Genomic DNA, 19,425 nt, shown 5'->3' with positions numbered 1-19,425 from the left:
TCTGCTTTGCGCTAAAAGAGCTCATGAGCTGGACAATAGACGGCATAGCCGAGCATGAATCAATTATTAAACATAGTATTTTCCGCACCTCAGCCTGCCATGTGAGCGACGAGGAAAGTGCCATGGCGTTTCTGGATGAAAAGTCCGTTCCTGAAGCGACTCATAATTGCTGGGCCTTTAAAACAGGCCCCCGATTCCGAATCAGCGATGATGGAGAGCCATCCGGCACAGCAGGGCGGCCCATCCTGTCAGCGATTGAGGGACAGGATTGTGATCATGTCATGGTTGTCGTCACGCGCTGGTTTGGCGGTGTGAAACTTGGCGCAGGCGGTCTGGTAAGAGCCTATGGCGGTGCCGCTGCTGCCTGCCTGCGGGAAGCGACAAAAATTGAATTGATCGAGCGTATCGGCCTGAAATTTCATTGCCCCTTTTCTCTTTACAGTGTCGTAGAAGCAAAATTGCCTCATTGGCAGGCAGAAGTCAGGACATGCGCGTTTGACGGGGAAGGAGCTGCCCTGCATATTTCACTTCCGCTAAGCCATAAGGAGCAGATTGCCGACTGGCTGCGTGATCTGACACGGGGGCAGAAACCGCTCGAATTTCTTGATGAAAAACAGTTTTAAGCCTCATCTTTCACTGAAAAACGGTTCACAAGATCACTGAGGTGCCCGATTTCCTGCAAGCTAAGCCCTTGGGGCGGCCGAGGTCGGGCTGAAGCCGTGCTGACGTGACGGGGAAGGCAGGCCTGTTTGAAACCAAGCTTGGCAATTTCTTTGAGTCTTAATTCTGTCTGGCTGACCTGCCTCAATTCACCAGAAAGACCAATTTCGCCAAAATAGGCCGCATCAGACGCTGTGGGCTGACCGGTCGCAGCAGAGATAAGGGCCGCGGCAACAGCCAGGTCAGCCGCAGGTTCTGTGATTTTTATGCCGCCGGTAATATTGAGATAGACATCCATCGTGCTGAGTTTCAGCCCGCAACGGGCTTCCAGCACAGCCAGAATCATGTTCAGCCTGGCACTGTCCCAGCCAATGACAGCGCGTCTCGGTGCCCCATCGCCTGCTTTGGAAGAAAGAAGAACCTGCACTTCCATAAGGACGGGTCTGGTACCTTCCAGCCCGGCAAAAACAGCTGATCCGGCAATATTGCCGTGGCGTTCTGCGAGAAAAAGGGCCGAAGGGTTGGGGACTTCTCTCAGACCTGAATCGGTCATGGCAAACACGCCGATTTCATCAGTAGCGCCAAAACGGTTTTTCGCAGCACGTAAAATACGGAACTGATGACCGCGGTCGCCTTCAAAATAAAGGACAGCGTCAACCATATGTTCCAGAACGCGCGGGCCTGCCAGAGAGCCCTCTTTGGTAACATGGCCAATGAGGATGAGTGAAAATCCCAATGTTTTGGCCATTCTGATGAGCTCAAAGGCACAGGCCCGAACCTGGGAGACCGAGCCGGGTGCACTATCTACGCCTTCAAGCCACATGGTCTGAATGGAATCGATCACCACAACCTTGTGGATTCGCCGCTCTTCAAGTGTGGTGACGATATCATTCACGTTGATAGAGGCCGCCAGGTCCAATGTGTTCAGCGCATCCGGCCTGACATCAAGCCCCAGGCGCCGAGCTCGCAGACGGATCTGGTCAATGGCCTCTTCGCCTGAAACATAAAGGACTTCGTGTCCTGTCCCGGCAAGGGCACAGGTTGCCTGAAGCATCAGGGTTGATTTGCCAATGCCAGGGTCACCCCCGACGAGTACGACAGAACCGGGTACAAATCCGCCCCCGAGCACCCGGTTAAATTCATGAATGCCGCTGTGAATTCGGTCTGGAGGAGTGGTTTTTCCATCAAGGCGAACTGTGACCAGACCATCCCCTTTTTTGAGGGTGGCTGTGCGCCGTGGTGTGGCTTCGAGCTTTTCCTCTTCCAGCGTATTCCATTCGCCACAATTTTCGCATTTTCCCTGCCACTTCAGATAACTGGCCTGACAATTCTGACAGATGAAACGGATTGTCGGTTTCTTCGCCATAACAAAGCCTCAGAGAGCAGGGGTTGTTTCAATATGGATGGGGCCTTCACGCCGGCCATGGGTAAACTGATCGACAACAGGATTGCCGGAATGGAGCAGATCCTGAGCGGCCCCTTTCCAGATCAATTTACCCTGGTAAAGCATGGCAGCCTGTGAGCCGATGCGTTGAGCTGACGCCATATCATGGGTGATCGTAATGGCTGTTGAGCCGATTTTTTTGACGCAATCAACGATCAGCCCGTCAATAATGGCGCCCATAATAGGGTCGAGCCCTGTTGTGGGCTCATCAAAGAACAGAATATCGGGCTGTCCGGCAATGGCACGGGCCAGTCCCACCCTTTTCTGCATTCCGCCCGAAAGTTCAGCAGGGTTCAGGGCAGCAACGCTTTGATCCAGCCCGACCTGTGCCAGCAGCTTGAACGCACTGTCTTTGAGTTTCTGGCGGTCACGGCGTGGATGAAGCGATGATTTGGCTTTCAGCCCGAATAAAAGATTATCAAAAACGCTCATACTGTCGAAAAGAGCGGCATTTTGAAAAAGCATGCCAATCCTGCGGCGTAATTCTTCCTGTCGGGGGGGAGAGGCCCGCAAAACGTCCTCGCCATCAATTTCGATAACACCTTCATCAGGAAGGGTCAGGCCCAGGATACAACGCAGTAAAACGGATTTACCACTTCCTGAACCGCCAATAATCACCATGGACGTTCCTTGTTCAACGTCAAGATCAATGCCGTTCAGGACAGATTTCGGACCAAAGGATTTTTTAAGCCCACGGATACGCAGACGTGGAATGGTCATGGAGAAAACACCTTCTGCAAAGAGGGGGACTTAGACGTTAAAAAACAGGTCCGTCAGAATATAATCGAATAACAGGATCAGAACGGAGGTCGCGACTACCGTCGCTGTCGCGGCAGAGCCCACGCCCTCAGCCCCACCACGGCTGTAATAGCCATGATAACACCCCAGAAGGGCGATCAGAAAACCGAAGATAGCGGCTTTGACCAGCCCGGTAATGGTGTCCGTGAATTTAACCGCCTCAATGGTTGCGTTGATATAGCTTTGTGGGTCTATCCCGAGTTTGAGCACGGAAACGCTGAAACCGCCAAAGGCGCCAAGGATATCAGCAATAAGCACTAAAATGGGGAGCGCCAGTGTAGAAGCCAGGAGACGTGGTGTGACAAGATAATTGATCGGATTGGTTGAAAGGGTCGTGAGGGCGTCAATCTGGTTCGTAACACGCATTGTGCCGATCTGTGCTGAAAGGGCAGCACCGACCCTGCCAGCGACCATAAGACCGGCCAGAACAGGGCCCAATTCACGGGTGACGGCCAGAACGACAATATTCGCAACGGCACTTTGCGCGTGATATTGCTTAAAGCCGGTATAGGATTGCAGGGCGATGACCGCTCCGGCGAAAATGGCCGTCAAAGCAACAACGGGGAGAGAGAGAAACCCGATTTCAATACATGTCAGTAAAAACGTTTTGACATAAAAAGGTCTTTTAAACAGCCCGTGCAAAGCCTGCAGGCCGAAAATGGAAATGGACCCAGCCTGTTTGAAACCCGAAAGAATGAAACGTCCAAGCGCAATAAATGGTGAAAGAATGAGCGTCACATCTGAATCCCTGCAATTTGGCAATCAGTTCTCTTTCTATCAGATTTTTTGCCAGACGGCTGGGGAAAAAACTATAAACCGCCTTATGATTTCATGAAGCGCTTACGGCAGAGGCTTTAGAGGAGACTGGGCTCCATCGCCGGTCTTTTCCTGTTGAGGCGATACCTGGCTTTCCAGTTTCATTTCCTGGGGTGCGATTTGTTGAGCCTGCCCGGGAAGAACCGCTGGTGCCTTCACTGCCGGTGCCTCTTGCTTTGTGGAAGAAGATTGACTGGTATCGGGAAGTGCTGTCTTTTTTGCGTCTATTGATGGAACAGAATTTGCCTGAGAAGAGGGTCCCCCTATAGCAGCGGGAGAGGGGACACCATTTTGCTGAATCTGCCCTTGAGGGGGATTTTGTTGGTTTTGTTCGGAAGGTGTTACAGGAGCAGTCCCTGTATCTTGTTCTGAGGGGGCAGAAGACGGTGTCTTTAAAGCCGGGGAAGGGACCTCACTTTGTGGAGGCTGCTCCTGAGGAGAATTTGGTTGAGTTTGTTCGGGAGAAGCCGCAGGCGTTTCCACTGCCTGTGACGTTGTTGCCTTTATAGGGGAAGCCGGTGTGGACACGGGCGTTACAAGAGGCGCCTTGTTTTGCTCGGGAGCAGGATCTTCCTGCATGAAGGCTTTTACCTCGGCAGCAATGGCGGCAGCCTTTTGCTGTTCTGGAGTCGGTCCTTTCGGGGTAACAGGTTTGGGAGCCTCCTTTTTCGTAGGAACTATTTGTTTCTCAATGGTTTCAACAGTTCCCGATCCTTTGGGAAGAAGGGCTCCCAGAAGGGGACCGATTTTGACCTTGCTCTGGTCATTAGCCGTCACATTCGCTTTCCCGACATTTGCATGTACTTCAGCCGTACTCTGGTTGGAAAGAAAAAGCGTTGCAACATTGATGAGCCCGGAGCTGACCTGCAAAGAGCTTGTTCCGGCCATGGTGGCTGAAAAAGCCGTCAGATTGACCTGATCTATGTTTATATCGGACGTGGCAACAGCGGCAATCTGCGCGGCACGATCAAGGCGATGAATCTTGATTTTGGACGCGCCATTGGCAGCCATATCCAGTGATTCAATGGTATCAGCAGAGAGTGACCCGTCTTGAAGATTGATTTCCAGGGCAGCCAATGTGCCTTCTTCCGTAATAACGGATTCCGAACTGTCATGAATGGTCAGTGTTGTGTTGGGTGATATCACGACGTGGAGGGAGGCACCTTGTGCACATGTCCCATAACTCAGGGAAAGACGATTTTGGGCGCCATCCCGTCCTTGCGTCATTGTTGGTCCCGCGCCGCGTGCCGCTTTTATAATGACACCGCTTTTTATTGCAGGATCTACAGAAAGGTGGGTCTCAACGCACGGCACACTTAAATCAAGCTCATCTGCCGGCAACAAAACATTAGACGGGACAGCTGCCAAAGCAGGTTTATATGTCCCCCATGCCGTCAGGGAAATGAGTGTGGCCAGAGACCACTGCATTTTAAAAAATGTCAGGAAAAGCGGCCTCAGACATTCTTTCACCTAGAGTCTCCCATCGGCAGAATTTTCTTGATTTATTATAATCATCTTCCCGTGCAACTTAGAAAGTACAATTTTTTTTGAAAAGAGAATTCTTGATAAACAAGGATTCTTATCGGTCTTTGGCACATATGATCGATTAATTTGCAACATTATTAACTATGATTAATAGTTATATTATATAAATAACATTGAACTACGTATTAATTATGTTTAGTGTGGCATTACAGGAAATGGATTTCAGGAATAATCACGGTGGGACATACAGCAGAAGAGCTGATTTTTTTGAGGAAAATAGCCGACACTCACAATAAAACTATTAATGTTAGTGAATTGTCTGCAAATTTCCTGAAAAAGCTTCTGGGACTTTTTTCGGGGCGCGTGGCTCTTATTTCCTCTTTCGGTGCAGAGTCTGCCGTGTTGCTGGCTCTGATTGCCGATAATGATCCGTCCCTTCCGGTTTATTTCCTTGATACAAAACGCCATTTTCCCGAGACGTTGCAGTACCGCGATGAGCTGGTGAAATTTCTGGGGCTGAAGGACGTAAGGACTCTGTCTCCTTCACCGCAGGCATTAAAAGACCGCGATCCTCAGGACCAGCTGGCCGCCTTTGACCCGGATGCCTGTTGTGCCTTGCGGAAGGTTGAACCACTTGAGACTGTGCTGCCGGAATTTGATTTCTGGATTACCGGGCGCAAGAGAAGTCAGTCTCATACAAGAGCGGCCCTGCCAATGATTGAGCCGCAGGCGGATGGGACTGTAAAAATCAATCCTTTGGCCCAGTGGCAGGCCAGCGATATTGCGGCCTTTATGAAGGACCGCCATCTTCCCCCTCATCCGCTTGTAGCAGAAGGGTATCTTTCAATCGGCTGTGCGCCCTGTACCAGAGCCGTTGGGGACGGCGAGGATAGCCGGGCGGGACGTTGGGCAGGCCAGGCAAAAATAGAATGTGGAATTCACCGTCCGGTGCCGACGCAGCCATAGGCGACGAGGCGGAATTCAGTTTTCAGGGAAATGTTTCCTTCAGGAGGGACCTTTAGTCATGAGTTTAGAAGAACCTCGTATCATGGATGGGCTGGATCAATTAGAGGCCCAGAGTATTTTCATATTGCGTGAGGCTTATCGCAAGCTGAAACCCATGGCCCTTCTCTGGTCTCTGGGCAAAGACAGTAATGTCATGGTCTGGCTGGCCCGTAAGGCCTTTATGGGCCATGTTCCTTTTCCGGTCATGCATGTTGATACGGGGAAAAAATTCCCTGAAATGTATAAATTCCGCGATGAATATACAAAAAAATGGAATCTTGACCTGATTTTAGGGGATTGCCCTCCTGTTGAGGAAATGGATCCCTCTCTTCCCCCCGCTGCGCGCTCTGCTGCGCGTAAAACAGCGGGATTGGCGGCGTTGATTGAAAAATATCAGTTCCGCGGTGTTGTTGCCGGGATCCGCCGTGATGAGCAGGCGACCCGTGCCAAGGAGCGCGTTTTCAGCCCTCGTGGTGCCGGACATCGCTGGGACGTCAGAAATCAGCCACCGGAATTCTGGGATCAATATGCAACGCCTTTTGAAGACGGGATGCATATTCGTGTTCACCCGCTTCTGGCATGGAGAGAAATTGATATCTGGCGTTATATAGAGCGCGAAAATATCCCTCTTGTTGATCTTTACTTCGCCAAAGACGGCAAGCGTTATCGCTCTTTGGGAGATCAGGACATTACCAGCCCGATTGAAAGTAACGCGTCAACAGTAGCAGAAGTGATTGCCGAGCTTGAAAATAGTCGCACGTCCGAGCGGGCGGGACGCGCTATGGATCATGAGTCTGAAGATGCCTTTGAACGTCTTCGTGTGGCCGGCTATCTTTAAGGAATTGAGTGAATAACATGATTTCTGTTTCTTCTTCATCCCAGGCATTGGCTGTCAGCACTCCGATTGTGATTGTCGGTCACGTCGATCATGGAAAATCAACGCTTATCGGGCGCCTGCTGTACGATACTGACAGCCTTCCTGACGGGCGTGTTGCCCAGATCATTGAAAGCAGCCGCAAGCGCGGTCTGGCGGTCGAATGGAGCTTCCTGCTTGATTCCCTTCAGATTGAGCGCGATCAGGGTGTAACGGTTGATTCAACGCGTATTCCCTTTAAGATCGGGGATCGTGAATTTGTGATTGTTGATGCCCCGGGGCATAGGCAGTTCCTGCGTAACATGATTACCGGCGCAGCCGATGCTGAGGCCGCCGTCCTGGTCGTTGATGCTGCTGAAGGTGTGCGGGAGCAGACTAGGCGTCATGCCATGCTTCTGCGCCTTATCGGCATCCGGCATGTGATCGTGCTGCTCAATAAATCGGATCGTCTGGAGTTTGCTGAAGCTCCTTTACGGCAGGTGGAAGCGGATATCCGGCAGCTCCTTGAACGCCTTGAGCTGAGTGCCCAACATGTCATTTCTGCCTCGGCGCGTGATGGCGATAATATTGCCACGCGCTCTGAAAAAGCCTCATGGTATCAAGGGCCGACCCTGCTTGAAGCCCTTAATGAAGTGCCTCCTCCAGCGCCACGCCTGGCACTGCCTTTCCGTATGCCTGTGCAGGACGTCTATCGTTTTGATGATAAACGCTATGTCGCCGGTCGTATTGAACGCGGCACGATCCGGGAAGGGGACCGGATTATCATCGGCTCCCAGGGGCAGGAAGCAACAATTGCCGAGATCTGCCGCTGGCATGCACCTCATCGCCCCGTAGCCGGGGCAGGTGAATCCATTGCGCTCCGTTTGGAGCCGGATCTTGTGCCGGACCGGGGGGATCTGCTCTTTCCGGCGCATGATGAAGCAGGGGCGCCCCTGAAGTCAGCGCGGATAAAAACGCGTCTCTTCTGGTTGAGAAGTCAGCCCTTGCAGGTGGGAGAGAGCTTCAAGTTGCGTCTCTCCACAGCAGAGCATGATGTGACGGTCGTTTCAATTGATGCGGTTGTCGATCTGGATGATCTTTCCCTGAAACCGGGCGATGAAGTTCCGGCTGATGGTTTTGCAGAAATCACTCTGGCCGCCTCTCATACGATTCTTTTCGATCCCTTTGCACCGGGGATGAGTGATGGGCGTGGCGTTCTTGTTGACGGCCACCAGCGTATTGTCGGTGGGGCCCCCGTGATTGGTGTCGCTGATCTTGCAAAAGGGCAGTCAGCCATCCATCCGACCGCCAGCCGTATTTCAACAGCACAGAGAGCGGGCCTGCGTGGCCATAAGACGGGTGTTTTCTGGATGACGGGCCTGTCAGGGTCGGGAAAGAGCACCATTGCCAGAGAGGTGGAAGAAAAGCTTACACAGAAAGGATATTCTGTCATCGTTCTGGATGGCGATACGTTGCGGGCGGGTCTATGCAGCGATCTTGGTTTTTCAGCAGAAGACAGGCATGAAAATATTCGTCGTGCTGCACATGTTGCAAAAATTCTGGCGCAGGCGGGCCATATCGTGCTGGTTGCACTTGTTTCACCCCTGAAGGCAGATCGTGCCATGGCGGCGAAGATCATCGGCTCTGACTGGCATGAGGTTTTCGTTAATACGCCGCTTTATATCTGTGAGAAACGCGACCCCAAAGGCCTTTATGTCAAAGCGCGTGAAGGCAAAATCAGTGAGTTTACAGGGGTTTCCTCTCCTTATGAAATGCCTGAAAAAGCTGACATCATTCTGTCAACAGAACAGGCTGTTTCTGACTCGGTGGAGGAACTTTCACGCATCATTATGAAAACTGTAAAAGTTTAAGGCGTTATCGGAGCAGGAGCTTTTAAAATGGGGGGCGGAAAACGGCCCCCCATTTTTGTTTCATTCTTATTATGCAGCGGGTGGCTTCTGGCCGATGCAATAATAGGTAAAGCCGTGAGACGCCAGCTCCCTGTTTTTCCAGAGACCACGATAATCCATGATAAGCCGTCCTTTCATGGAGGTCAGAAGGTCTGAAGGCGATATCTGTAAAAATTCATCCCATTCAGTGAGGATGACAAGCAGATCCGCTCCCCGGGTGGCCTCAAGGGCGTTTGTGGCAAAATGGATTTCCTTTTGCAGAAGAGGCCGTGCCTGCTCCATGCCGTGAGGGTCATACACTCTGAGCGAAAGACCTGCTTCGAGCAGGAGAGGGAGAAGCGTCAGGGAAGGAGATTGACGCATATCATCGGTATTGGCCTTGAAGGTCAGTCCCAGAATTGCAACGGTTCTCTGATAGGTCAGGTCACCTAACATTGTCAGGATTTTTTCGGCAAGGCGTCGTTTGCGGGCCTCGTTTGAGGCAATGGTCGTTTCAACCAGTGGACTGGGTGTGCCGGCCTGTCGTGCTGTTATGGCAAGAGCCTGCGTATCTTTGGGGAAACAGGACCCGCCGAAGCCCGGGCCTGGGGTGAGGAAATCAGGGCCAATGCGTGGGTCAAGACCTATGGCGTGACGCACTTCATCGCTATCAGCGCCTGTTGCTTCACAAAGGTCAGCCATTTCATTGGCAAATGTGACTTTCATGGCAAGGAAGGCATTAGCGGCATATTTGGTCAGTTCCGCACTTTCCAGCCCCATAAAAACGAGGCGGGTCTGTGGGTGGTTCAGAGGTTGGTAAAGGGCACTCAGAAGGGTTTTTGCCTTTGCCCCTTCATCATGACTTTGCCGGTCCAGCCCGATCACGACGCGATCGGGCTTCATGAAGTCTGCAATCGCCTGACCTTCCCGTAAAAATTCCGGGTTTGAAGCGACTGAAATATCAAGGTCAGGGCGCAGAGACGTGACGATATCACGGACCTTGCGTCCCGTCCCAACGGGAACCGTTGATTTGGTAACGATCAACAGATCATTATGGGCGCCTTCAGCAATTTCCCGGGCGGCTGCATAAACATAGCTGAGATCAGCATGGCCACTCCCGCGGTGTGCCGGTGTGCCGACTGCGATGAAAGCGATTTCAGCTTCCCTGAGGCCCTCTGTAAGATCGCTACAGAAAATCAGACGGTTTTGTGCTTTCTGTTCGGCAAAGAGCTCTTCAAGTCCCGGCTCGTAAAGAGGAATATTCCCTTTCTGAAGAGCCGCGAGGCGTTCAGGATCTTTTTCAACAAGACGGACCGTTGCCCCAAAAGCTGCAAAACAGGCACTTGAAACCAGACCGACATAGCCGCCTCCAATCATTGTAATTTTCATAGATAGACAGCCCTGTTTTTTTCAGTCTCATCGTGATGACGTGTTTTTCGTTATTCTGCTGTGATATATGGAAATTACGGTTAATTGAATGGCATATAGCGCAAAGACATAAAAAACATGTCCGCATTTATGTGGGGTTTCCCACCGATACCGGAAAAAGCGTCAAGGTAGATATGGGCATATTGCCCTCCAATGCGGATCGTGCCGTAATCACCTTTTGCCGCTGTATACCAGAACCCGGCCGTGGCCTCTGCGACTGTTCGGACGTTGCCTGAAGCGGCACATACGGTAGAAAGCTCACTTTTACAGCCGCTCATATCATAACCATGATTTCCGTAACCGAAATGATCGCCATCATGGTCGAAGGCTTTGCGCCGTAAAACCTTTTCGGCGCCGGCGTAGCTGTAGAGGGTCAGGTCCTTGAGGGGCATACCGTAAAGCCCGACAAGAAGATTGGCTTCAGGGAGAGCCTTGGGCCCGCCATCAGGGCGGTACGTGTAGTCAGGCATGTTGGCAGAGCCGTAACGCCCCAGCCCCTGCCCGACAAGGCCTGAAGCCTGAAAATAAAGGGCGTTCTCCATAAGCGGGAGGATAAGACCGCCGCCCCCTCCACCGGCCATAATGGTGTGGTTCTGACCATCACCATTCCTGCTCGACCGGCTGCGGAAAAAGCGCATGATTCCTGTGAGTTCATAATGCCCCCATCCTGGATCAGCGGCAATTTTGGCAATAAGGTCCGGGGCAGGGTCTGTGGTGTAAAAGGTGTTGGGGTTATTCACATTTGTGCCGCTGACATGGTCGGTCACATGGCCATAAGCCTTGCCCGCAGGAACGGCACTTGGATTTTCAACTGAGAGCCCGAACGCATAGCGTTCCTCTTTCCCAAAGGTTTTGACAACGCGTAATTGCGGGTTACGGGTCCAGTTAAACCCTGGTACGTACTGCGCTTCAATAACGAGAGGGGTCTGCTCATCACGGGCGAACATGCCTTTATTGAACAAGGTCAGGAGCGACCAGCTTTGTCCTCCGAGAAAGTAAAGCCCATCAGCCTCATCTTTGAGTTCCCCATAGACAACGCGGGCTCTGGGAACATAGGAATTGGACTGCCGTGAGTTTGATGAAGACCCTGACCCCTGAAAATCGGTCTCGACATAAGCATCTGCTTCAAGTCTTCTGGTAATCATGCCTTCCACTAACAAGGAAAGGCGGCTCTGCCGTTCTGATTGACGGAATTCGCTCATATGATGTGCAGGCTGGTTCCCCCAGGGGATGGCATTAAAGCCCGTTGCGATATCAGAGCCTGTGTGGCGGGAGCGCCAGATTGTCGCAGCTTCCAGAAAGCCCCCCAATGTCAGACGCACACCGCCAATCTGGAGTTGGCCACGGCGGAGAGGTTTATAAAGATCCGGGTGCGCTGGCGGCGTGGCGGTGAGAATTCCCTCAGGCGTTGAAGCCGTCAGGGAAGGAGCGAGAGGCTCATAGTCAGCCCCTCTGAGGGTCAGACGTCCCTCGGTCCTGTGGTCAAACTCTGAATTGCCGGCGTTTCCTAATAAGGAAGCTCGGGAGGCATAGGGATTGGCTTCTATTAAGTCGCGTTGCCGGGCCAGTTGGGCTCTGACGCGCTTGTTTTCTGCTTCCTGTTTAATCTTAAGCTGCGTCAGTTGCTGCTGTAGGGCATGGATCTGTTTTTCCATGATGGCGATGGAGTCCGCCGTTGTTGGGGAAGCCCGGCTGCCGGGGATAAAAATAACGGTGCCTAATGCAGTGAAAAAAATGATCCTGAGTCTGAGACGAGGCAAAGGCGTCAAGCAGGCAACCTTTCGGGTCTGTGTAAGGACTGAATGTCTCCATAACAATGATCTTAGGCTGTCAATAGTCTAAAAGTCGTTAAGAATTTATTTTGGTGTCATAGTGTGTGTCCGGTGCTACAAGGGCTGCGGCTGATAGTGTGTTCATCGGGGGGCATTGTGCGCTTCAATCGTGCTTTATACGTAAGAATGGTCTTGGGCAGTCTTTCATTGATGGGGGGATTGGCAGGTACTGCCTGTGTGCATGCTGAAAGCACGGCACCGGCTTCTCAGGAAGTGACCATCACGGGAGCGGGGTCAAGTTTTGCGGCACCTGTTTATGAAGGATGGGCCGCGGCGGCGTCCTCTAAGACCAAAGTGCAGGTGAATTATCAGTCGATTGGTTCCGGGGCAGGGCAGGATCAGGTCATAGCAGGGACGGTCGATTTCGGGGCGACTGATAAGCCGATGAGTGATGAGGCTTTGAAAAAAGCAGGGCTTTATCAGTTCCCGACCGTTATGAGCGGCGTTGTTCTGATCGTTCATTTACGTGGTGTGGCGCAAAATACACTGAATCTCGATGGCCCGACTCTGGCAGCCATTTACGCAGGAACGATTACGAACTGGAATGATGCCAGAATCCAGGCCTTAAATCCCGGGACCAGCCTGCCTGATGAGGAAATTGTTCCCATTCACCGCGCTGATGGCTCGGGGACAAGTTACGTCTTTACCTCATATCTTTCCCAGGTTTCACCGGAATGGAAACGCAGCATTGGTGCAGGGACACTTGTGGAATGGCCAGGAGGTGCAGGAGCGAGGGGGAATGACGGCATTGCCGCTCTGGTAAGGCAGACAGAAGGAACTCTGGGTTATGTGGAGTTCGCTTATGCAGAGGGAAATCACCTCCCTGTTGTCAGGCTTAAAACACAGGCGGGAACCTTTATTCTGCCTACGCTGGAAAGTCTGGCGCAAGCGACAGAAGCCGCTGACTGGCAGGGCATTTCCGGATTTACAGTCAATTTACTGGGGCAGCCAGGCGTTGGAAGCTGGCCTATTGTTTCGGCGACTTATGCCCTAATCCCGCGCCGTGACATGAAAACGCCAGGAGGTGCCGCTGTAAAGCGCTTTTTCCAATGGGGGTTTGAGCAGGGCCACTCTATTGAGCAGTCTCTGGGTTATGTGGGGCTCCCTGAAAAAGTTCGCTCGGCAATCCTCGCCAGATGGTCGGAAAACTAGGCGCCTGGCTTGGGAGGGTCCTCTTTTTTGGCAAGAGTTGCTTCATATTGCTGAAGCATGTCCTCTCTATCATGCTTCAGTCCATGCCAGCTTAAAATAGTATCTGCCAGAAAGGCGGATAAAGCAGCCACGGTGCAGGTCAAGGCTGCTCCAAAGAGGAAGATCAGCCAGGTCGATGTGACAGCATCCCTGATTGAACCGACAAATAAGGCAATAGCAGAGCCGCAGGTAAAGGCTCCACCACAGCCATTGAGAATGATAGCCAGGTCCAGAACGAAGATTCTACGCCGCAACCGGATCTGATGCACTCTTAGTCGTGCGGGTGTAAAATAAGGATCGGGCTCGCTATCCTCCTCTGAGGGGGGCTGGGCGAGACGTTTGTTAATATCTTCAAGATGGTCGGAAACGCGCGAAAGGCGGGTATTGAAGACGTTAATCAGTGTTCCGATGCCGGAAAGCATAAAAACAGGCGTCAAGGCAACCTGAATCAGATGGGCGGCGCTATCAACAGTATCCGGGTCAGCAGCGTATAGTGGGAAATTCATGGAATTTTCTTACGATAAGAAGATAATCTTAAAAAATATTTAATTTATCCTGAATGTGTATTTCAGACGTTGAGGAAATATAGCCAGACTATATAGCTCTTTCAATAGGTTATTAAAGAAGCTTTAGAAAAGACAGTCCTCTTTCATATCCTTATTGGCCGTATAGCTGATAGAGGTGACAGCTTTACCTGTCATTGACTGAAGGACTTCGGAGTCTGGGGAATGTCTAATTCACTAAAAAATTTCGTGGTTTTTTAAGGGGATTTTTGATTATTTAAATAACCAATTGAATTTCATGGTATTTTATTAATGTCTCGTTAAATAATATCGGTCGTTCTGTGGTCTGATATAAGGTTATACCTTCTTGGAGGTAGTTGACAGAATGTCTGAAAAACCCTTTTTTCTGTCTGATAAAAATCAGCAAAGAGTTTTATCCCTCTTGAAGTCTTTATTCAGGACTATATAAGGGGGATTTAAAAATAGACAAATTATTCGTGACAGTAATGATAATTCCTGTGTTCTAGAGATTCTGGAAGAAAATGTCTTTAATTCGTAGAAGGGGGGCTGATTATATTGCATCATGAAAAGCTCTTGGGGAGATCTTCTATCCTTCCATGGAGTCCCTTGCCTTTAGTGCATTCTTTTCTGAGAGGGTTTGCGAGCCTTACATCCTCTCCGAAATGCTCCTTTTCTCCCACTATAAAAATTCTTACCTTTTCTTTGGCTGTGGCGCTTTCAACGTCTGTTGCAAATGCACAGAGCTGCGAAGGGCTTGCCTCACAGGTAGAGTTAACGTGTCATACATGGACTGAAATCGACCAGGCCTTAAAAGCTGGAACGACGACGGTTATCGTGCCGATTGGTGGGACAGAGCAAAGTGGTCCTTATATCGCCGTCGGCAAGCACAATGTCCGGGCGCAGCGATTGGCTGACGAGATTGCGTCACGGCTTGGGAAGAGTCTTGTTGCCCCTGTTATAGCTTACGTGCCGGAAGGATCGACGTCTCCAAGGCGATCTCATATGCGTTTTCCCGGGACATTATCTGTTTCTCCCGAAGTTTTTGGAGGTCTTATCAAGGGGGCGGCGGAAAGTTTACAGGTGCAGGGTTTTAAAACGATTATTTTCCTCGGTGATCATGGTGGTTATCAGGCCCAGCTTGCAGAAGTCCTGAAAAAACTTGAGGCTGAATGGAAAAAGAATGGGACTAAAGCCCGTATTCTATATGTAAAAGAATTTTACGATGTTGTCCCTGGTGCATATGCTCAGAAGTTAAAAACCATGGGTCTGGGATATGCTGTAGGGAAACATGCCGACGTCAGTGATACATCGCTTATGTTGGCTGTTGATCCATCGCTTGTGCGTCTTGATGCTTTAAAACATGCCGCCAAACCCTCTTCGAAAGATGGTGTTTATGGTGGCGATCCCAGACCAGCTACGGCTGAAATAGGCCGGATAGGAACAGAAATGCAGCTTGATACAGCAGTCAGATCTATTGAGAGTTTTAACAGGAGTTCCCCATGAAGTACAAAATTGCGCTGGTGGCAGCCTGTGCTTTTGTGAGCCTGGGAACAGCCAGTCTGGCTGACGAGTATCAGCCCACACCTGATTCGTCAGAGGGGCAGTTTATCGACGGCATGTCCATGCTGAATGATGATGTGTTCCCGGATTATGAGAGCGAGGCTCCTGCGCATCATGATCTGTTCCCGGACTTTGAGGATGGGGCTCCCCCACAGGCCTCTTTCCATAATGAAGCGCCGGCGCCGGCCCCATCGCTGTCTCCAGAGCTAGCTCCATCTCCCAGTTTCCAGAATTACTCACATGAGATGGATCATACAGCGCTGGAAAGGCACAATGATTTCAGCCCGGCTATTGCGAGTGCCATAAAGACAATTCCCGGTATGCCGCCTGTTATTAATCCGAATGATCTTTACAGCGAGACGGAAGGTGTTGATAAATTATCTCCCGTTGTCAAAAATCATCTGGTGCGAGTTTATGTCCCCAATTTGAGGAGCAACACAGTTTCTGTGATTGATCCCAAATTAATGAAGGTGGTTGGCACTCTCAAAGTGGGGCATTCACCTCAACATGTTGTGCCTTCATGGGACCTGCGGACATTATGGGTTACCAATAATAGTGAAAGGCGGACCGATGGTTCTCTGACGCCAATTGACCCCGTTACAGGAAAAACGGGTCAGTCAGTTGCGGTGGATGATCCTTATAATCTGTATTTCACGCCTGATGGAAAAACAGCGATTGTCGTTGCTGAAGCACGTCAGAGGCTGGATTTCCGTGATCCGAAGACAATGCAGCCAATTGAAAAGCTCGATATACCGGCTTGTAAGGGCATTAATCATGCAGCCTTTGCGATTGACGGGCGTTATGCCATCTTTACATGTGAGTTTGGGCCTTATCTTGCCAAGGTTGATACAGTAAACCGCAAATTGGTAGGCATATTGCATCTGTCAAAAGGTGGTATGCCACAAGATATTCTGACATCACGTAATGGCCGCAAATTTTACGTTGCCGATATGATGGCAGATGGTGTTTTCATTATTGATGGAGATAACTTCAAGGAAGTTGGCTTTATTCATTCCGGACCCGGAACGCATGGCCTTTATCCAAGTCGTGATGGCAAGCTGATTTATGCGACGAACCGGGGAAGCCACGCCATTCATGGTCGCAGACATAGCCCTGGTGGTAGCATCTCGGTGATTTCTGCCGATACAGAGCAAGTCATTAAGCACTGGCCCGTTCCTGGTGGTGGAAGCCCCGATATGGGTAACGTAAGCGCCGATGGAAAGACATTATGGATTTCAGGGCGTTTTGATGACTGCGTCTATGCGATTAATACAGAAGATGGCAGCATGAGAAAAATCGGCGTCGGTATGGAACCTCATGGTTTGACCGTATGGCCGCAGCCTGGTCGTTATAGTGTCGGCCATACAGGGATCATGCGTTAAAATTATGATAGGATACCTATGGACATTTTTCATAACACCATAGGTATCCTTGTTTTATGAATATTTTCCGGTTCTTCAGCCGCTTTTTTGTCACTCTGATGGTGAGTTGTTTCATCATGCTGGGCTGTTTCGGCACACTTTATGCTGCTGAAACAGAGTGGGCGAGTGGGGCGCATAGTCAGGCTCGCCTGATTATTGATCATGATGTTCTGGGACCGGAGCAATCGGTTAAATTGGGCATTCAGATTCGCCTGCAGCCGGGCTGGCACAGTTACTGGATCAATCCCGGCGCTGCGGGAGATGCTCCACATATCGATATAGCAATTTCGGGCCGTAAGCTGGCCAAACAGGGCCCGATTCAGTGGCCCGTTCCCATCTTGTTGAAAGAGGGAGATTTATCAGCCTATGCTTATGAAGGGACTTTCCTGCTTCCTCAGTTACTGGAGCTGGCAGGGCAAGGTGCTGTTACGTTCAAGGTACATGCAGAATGGCTGGTTTGCGCAGAAGTCTGCGTGCCAGAACAAAAAGATTTTACGCTTTCAGTTCCTTCTGACTCCCAGAGTGTCATGAATCCCGGAGCTGCGTCTCTCTTTGAAGAGGCAAAACAGCATTTACCTCAATCCTCTGTTTTCGAAGGGCAAATCAGTCCCGATAATAGTCTGATTATCAAGAGTGGTCTTTTTTCAAAAGACTCGGTCCAGCGAGCCTATTTTTTCCCGTTTAAAACAGGCCTTGTCGATCCGAATGCAGAGCAGAGACTCCATGTCGGAAAGGGCTTTATAACGCTTTCTTTGAAAGCGGATTCTGCATTGGGGAAGAAACTTGCTGCTCAGAGACCTGAGGGTTTACTGGCCCTTACGGATTCTCATGGTCAGACTATCTATGTGACTCTGAAAACGAGTGAAGAAGCGGCGGCTCCTTTATCAGAATTTCGTGAGGAACATGAAAATATAGGGTTCATTTTATTATGTGCGTTTCTTGGGGGGATGATCCTGAACGCGATGCCCTGTGTATTCCCCGTCCTGGCGATGAAAAGTCTGTCCCTGATTAAGCTTAAAGGGGCTGAACAACGTGAGCGAAGAAAAAGTGCCCTTTATTATACAGCCGGTATCATTGGCAGTTTTGTAGCACTTGGCGGCGTGCTTTTATCCCTGCGTTGGGTGGGAAGAGCCGTTGGTTGGGGGTTCCAGTTTCAATCGCCCTATTTTGTGGCTTTTATGTGCTGGTTGCTGCTTCTGCTGGCTCTTAATCTGTTTGACGTTTTTTATATCGGTCTGGGAAAAATCGGGACGGCTCTGTCAACAGGCGTAAGTCCGAATGACGGGCTTCGTGATCATAAGATTACAGGCTGGCATGATGTCATGGCCGGTTTTGTTGCTGTTCTTCTTGCGACTCCATGTGTAGCTCCTTTTATGGGAGTCGCTGTCGCGGCTGCTTTATCTCACTCCGCTTTTACAGGAATTGTGATTTTTACTTTCATGGGGCTGGGCTTGGCCTTTCCTTATATTCTTTTGGCGAATATTCCTGCTTTAGTCAGCCTCTTGCCTCATTCAGGTCCTTGGATGGGCGTCTTCAAAAAGTTTCTCGCCTTTCCTTTATTGGCAAGCTGTGTGTGGCTTCTCTGGGTGGGAACTCTGCAAAATGGGGCAGGTTTTATAATTTCTGTTGCTGGAGGCGGTATTTTACTGGCCCTTTCAGCATGGATTTATGGTATGTCACAAAATAACCGTATTGTTGGAAAATATACGCGACTGAATATTGTCAATTATAGTGTAATAATATTGTGCGTTATTTCAGCTTTCTTAATGCTGATTATACAGGTTACGTCAGGCTCTGTTATAAAGGGTCATCAGCAGGCCAGGTCTCAGAATCTTTCCACCTTGCCGGAAGGATGGGAGGGTTTTTCCTATGAAAGACTCGAACAACTTCGCAAAGAGGGTAAGCCTGTATTTGTCGATATGACAGCATCATGGTGTATTACCTGTCTTGTCAATGAACGTGTTGCTTTGAAAATTCCTTCCACGCTTGCTGCTTTCAGACAACATCATGTCACAGTCATGGTCGGAGACTGGACGAAAGGCAGTAAAGAGATTTCCCGTTATTTAAGGCATTATGGCCGCGATGGTGTGCCACTTTATGTCTATTATCCGCCTCGTTTATCCGCAGAAAAGTCCTCTAATACTGGCGAGCATAAAGGCATAATGCTTCCACAGATTCTGACGCCGGGATTAATCATAACCACCCTGACTCAGAACTGATCAAGGCTGTTTAGAAAACCTTTTCCAAATCAAAACAAACGCATAGCAAGGCAGCGTCGCTGTCCAGTGTGCTTATAAAAGTGTGCTCATACGTATGTAAAATCATAAGATATGGGCGTATGAGCACGTCTGAACGTAGCGTTTTAGTGGATTTTCAATAGTTTTAAATAATCACAATGAAATAATTTAGTAATAAGATAATGTTTTTTTTATGGCACTCTGTATTGCCAAAGTTTTGACACAATATTATGCGTGACGTCACAATGTTGGTAATGAATTAAATTGTGATTATTCTTGAAA

The 19,425-nt window shown here is 50.1% G+C and carries 15 protein-coding genes; 8 read left to right on the top strand and 7 right to left on the bottom strand.

Going from position 1 to position 19,425, the window contains the following annotated elements; all coding sequences use genetic code 11:
• The first annotated feature begins 23 nt into the window (after positions 1 to 23).
• Positions 24 to 623: an IMPACT family protein gene (locus ACSYSY_RS08680; protein WP_491707162.1), complete on the top strand. Its 600-nt coding sequence runs from the start codon at positions 24 to 26 to the stop codon at positions 621 to 623.
• Here the strand turns inward: ACSYSY_RS08680 and radA are convergent.
• The 4 genes from radA to ACSYSY_RS08660 all read right to left on the bottom strand — a co-directional run bounded on the left by radA (position 620) and on the right by ACSYSY_RS08660 (position 5,188).
• Positions 620 to 2,026 (bottom strand): DNA repair protein RadA, encoded by a 1,407-nt coding sequence (gene radA, locus ACSYSY_RS08675; protein WP_491707161.1) that lies wholly within the window; start codon positions 2,024 to 2,026, stop codon positions 620 to 622. The two genes, ACSYSY_RS08680 and radA, sit on opposite strands and share 4 nt — an antisense overlap.
• Positions 2,027 to 2,035: 9 nt before the next feature.
• Positions 2,036 to 2,824, bottom strand: a complete 789-nt coding sequence (locus tag ACSYSY_RS08670) for an ABC transporter ATP-binding protein (protein WP_491707160.1) — start codon at positions 2,822 to 2,824, stop codon at positions 2,036 to 2,038.
• 30 nt (positions 2,825 to 2,854) lie between these two features.
• On the bottom strand, positions 2,855 to 3,640 hold the full coding sequence (locus ACSYSY_RS08665; protein ID WP_491707159.1) for an MlaE family ABC transporter permease: 786 nt from the start codon (positions 3,638 to 3,640) through the stop codon (positions 2,855 to 2,857).
• A gap of 102 nt (positions 3,641 to 3,742) precedes the next feature.
• On the bottom strand, positions 3,743 to 5,188 hold the full coding sequence (locus ACSYSY_RS08660) for a hypothetical protein (protein WP_491707158.1): 1,446 nt from the start codon (positions 5,186 to 5,188) through the stop codon (positions 3,743 to 3,745).
• A 330-nt stretch (positions 5,189 to 5,518) separates the two neighbouring features.
• Between ACSYSY_RS08660 and ACSYSY_RS08655 the strand changes: the two genes are divergently transcribed.
• From ACSYSY_RS08655 to cysC, 3 genes are all read left to right on the top strand, one after another.
• A complete protein-coding gene (locus ACSYSY_RS08655; RefSeq protein ID WP_491707157.1) occupies positions 5,519 to 6,169 on the top strand; it encodes a phosphoadenylyl-sulfate reductase in 651 nt (216 codons plus the stop codon).
• 82 nt (positions 6,170 to 6,251) lie between these two features.
• Positions 6,252 to 7,046 (top strand): sulfate adenylyltransferase subunit CysD, encoded by a 795-nt coding sequence (gene cysD / locus ACSYSY_RS08650; RefSeq protein ID WP_491708266.1) that lies wholly within the window; start codon positions 6,252 to 6,254, stop codon positions 7,044 to 7,046.
• A 17-nt stretch (positions 7,047 to 7,063) separates the two neighbouring features.
• Positions 7,064 to 8,932 carry an adenylyl-sulfate kinase gene (cysC, locus tag ACSYSY_RS08645; protein ID WP_491707156.1) on the top strand — a complete coding sequence of 623 codons (1,869 nt, stop codon included), beginning with the start codon at positions 7,064 to 7,066 and terminating at the stop codon, positions 8,930 to 8,932.
• A gap of 69 nt (positions 8,933 to 9,001) precedes the next feature.
• On the opposite strand, the gene ACSYSY_RS08640 is transcribed toward cysC, so the two are convergent.
• Together ACSYSY_RS08640 and ACSYSY_RS08635 are read right to left on the bottom strand one after the other, a co-directional pair.
• Positions 9,002 to 10,339: a UDP-glucose dehydrogenase family protein gene (locus ACSYSY_RS08640; protein WP_491707155.1), complete on the bottom strand. Its 1,338-nt coding sequence runs from the start codon at positions 10,337 to 10,339 to the stop codon at positions 9,002 to 9,004.
• Between the two features lie 80 nt (positions 10,340 to 10,419).
• Positions 10,420 to 12,147: a hypothetical protein gene (locus tag ACSYSY_RS08635; RefSeq protein ID WP_491707154.1), complete on the bottom strand. Its 1,728-nt coding sequence runs from the start codon at positions 12,145 to 12,147 to the stop codon at positions 10,420 to 10,422.
• A 189-nt stretch (positions 12,148 to 12,336) separates the two neighbouring features.
• Between ACSYSY_RS08635 and pstS the strand changes: the two genes are divergently transcribed.
• Positions 12,337 to 13,362, top strand: a complete 1,026-nt coding sequence (gene pstS / locus ACSYSY_RS08630) for a phosphate ABC transporter substrate-binding protein PstS (RefSeq protein ID WP_491708265.1) — start codon at positions 12,337 to 12,339, stop codon at positions 13,360 to 13,362.
• Here pstS and ACSYSY_RS08625 read toward each other — a convergent pair.
• Entirely contained in the window at positions 13,359 to 13,907 is a 549-nt protein-coding gene (locus ACSYSY_RS08625; RefSeq protein ID WP_491707153.1) for a DUF2721 domain-containing protein, read from the bottom strand. The genes pstS and ACSYSY_RS08625 overlap by 4 nt on opposite strands.
• Before the next feature lie 720 nt (positions 13,908 to 14,627).
• On the opposite strand from ACSYSY_RS08625, the gene ACSYSY_RS08620 reads away from it, so the two are divergent.
• The 3 genes from ACSYSY_RS08620 (at position 14,628) to ACSYSY_RS08610 (ending at position 19,125) form a co-directional block, all read left to right on the top strand.
• Positions 14,628 to 15,428, top strand: coding sequence for a creatininase family protein (locus ACSYSY_RS08620; protein ID WP_491707152.1), 801 nt, complete (start codon positions 14,628 to 14,630; stop codon positions 15,426 to 15,428).
• Between the two features lie 302 nt (positions 15,429 to 15,730).
• On the top strand, positions 15,731 to 16,867 hold the full coding sequence (locus tag ACSYSY_RS08615) for a YncE family protein (RefSeq protein ID WP_491708264.1): 1,137 nt from the start codon (positions 15,731 to 15,733) through the stop codon (positions 16,865 to 16,867).
• A 116-nt stretch (positions 16,868 to 16,983) separates the two neighbouring features.
• A complete protein-coding gene (locus ACSYSY_RS08610; RefSeq protein ID WP_491707151.1) occupies positions 16,984 to 19,125 on the top strand; it encodes a protein-disulfide reductase DsbD family protein in 2,142 nt (713 codons plus the stop codon).
• The last annotated feature ends 300 nt before the right edge of the window (positions 19,126 to 19,425 follow it).

It is taken from the genome of Aristophania sp. ESL1100, from assembly GCF_058511235.1.
The sequence above is the reverse complement of the archived record's forward strand: the minus strand, read 5'-3'. Positions and strand labels throughout refer to the sequence as shown.

Coding starts and splice junctions, on each gene's coding strand:
- ACSYSY_RS08625 (WP_491707153.1), bottom strand. CDS start 13,907: ATGAATTTCCCACTATACGCTGCTGACCCGGATACTGTTGATAGCGCC.
- ACSYSY_RS08680 (WP_491707162.1), top strand. CDS start 24: ATGAGCTGGACAATAGACGGCATAGCCGAGCATGAATCAATTATTAAA.
- ACSYSY_RS08610 (WP_491707151.1), top strand. CDS start 16,984: ATGCTGGGCTGTTTCGGCACACTTTATGCTGCTGAAACAGAGTGGGCG.
- cysC (WP_491707156.1), top strand. CDS start 7,064: ATGATTTCTGTTTCTTCTTCATCCCAGGCATTGGCTGTCAGCACTCCG.
- ACSYSY_RS08670 (WP_491707160.1), bottom strand. CDS start 2,824: ATGACCATTCCACGTCTGCGTATCCGTGGGCTTAAAAAATCCTTTGGT.
- pstS (WP_491708265.1), top strand. CDS start 12,337: ATGGTCTTGGGCAGTCTTTCATTGATGGGGGGATTGGCAGGTACTGCC.
- ACSYSY_RS08615 (WP_491708264.1), top strand. CDS start 15,731: ATGGATCATACAGCGCTGGAAAGGCACAATGATTTCAGCCCGGCTATT.
- radA (WP_491707161.1), bottom strand. CDS start 2,026: ATGGCGAAGAAACCGACAATCCGTTTCATCTGTCAGAATTGTCAGGCC.
- cysD (WP_491708266.1), top strand. CDS start 6,252: ATGGATGGGCTGGATCAATTAGAGGCCCAGAGTATTTTCATATTGCGT.
- ACSYSY_RS08640 (WP_491707155.1), bottom strand. CDS start 10,339: ATGAAAATTACAATGATTGGAGGCGGCTATGTCGGTCTGGTTTCAAGT.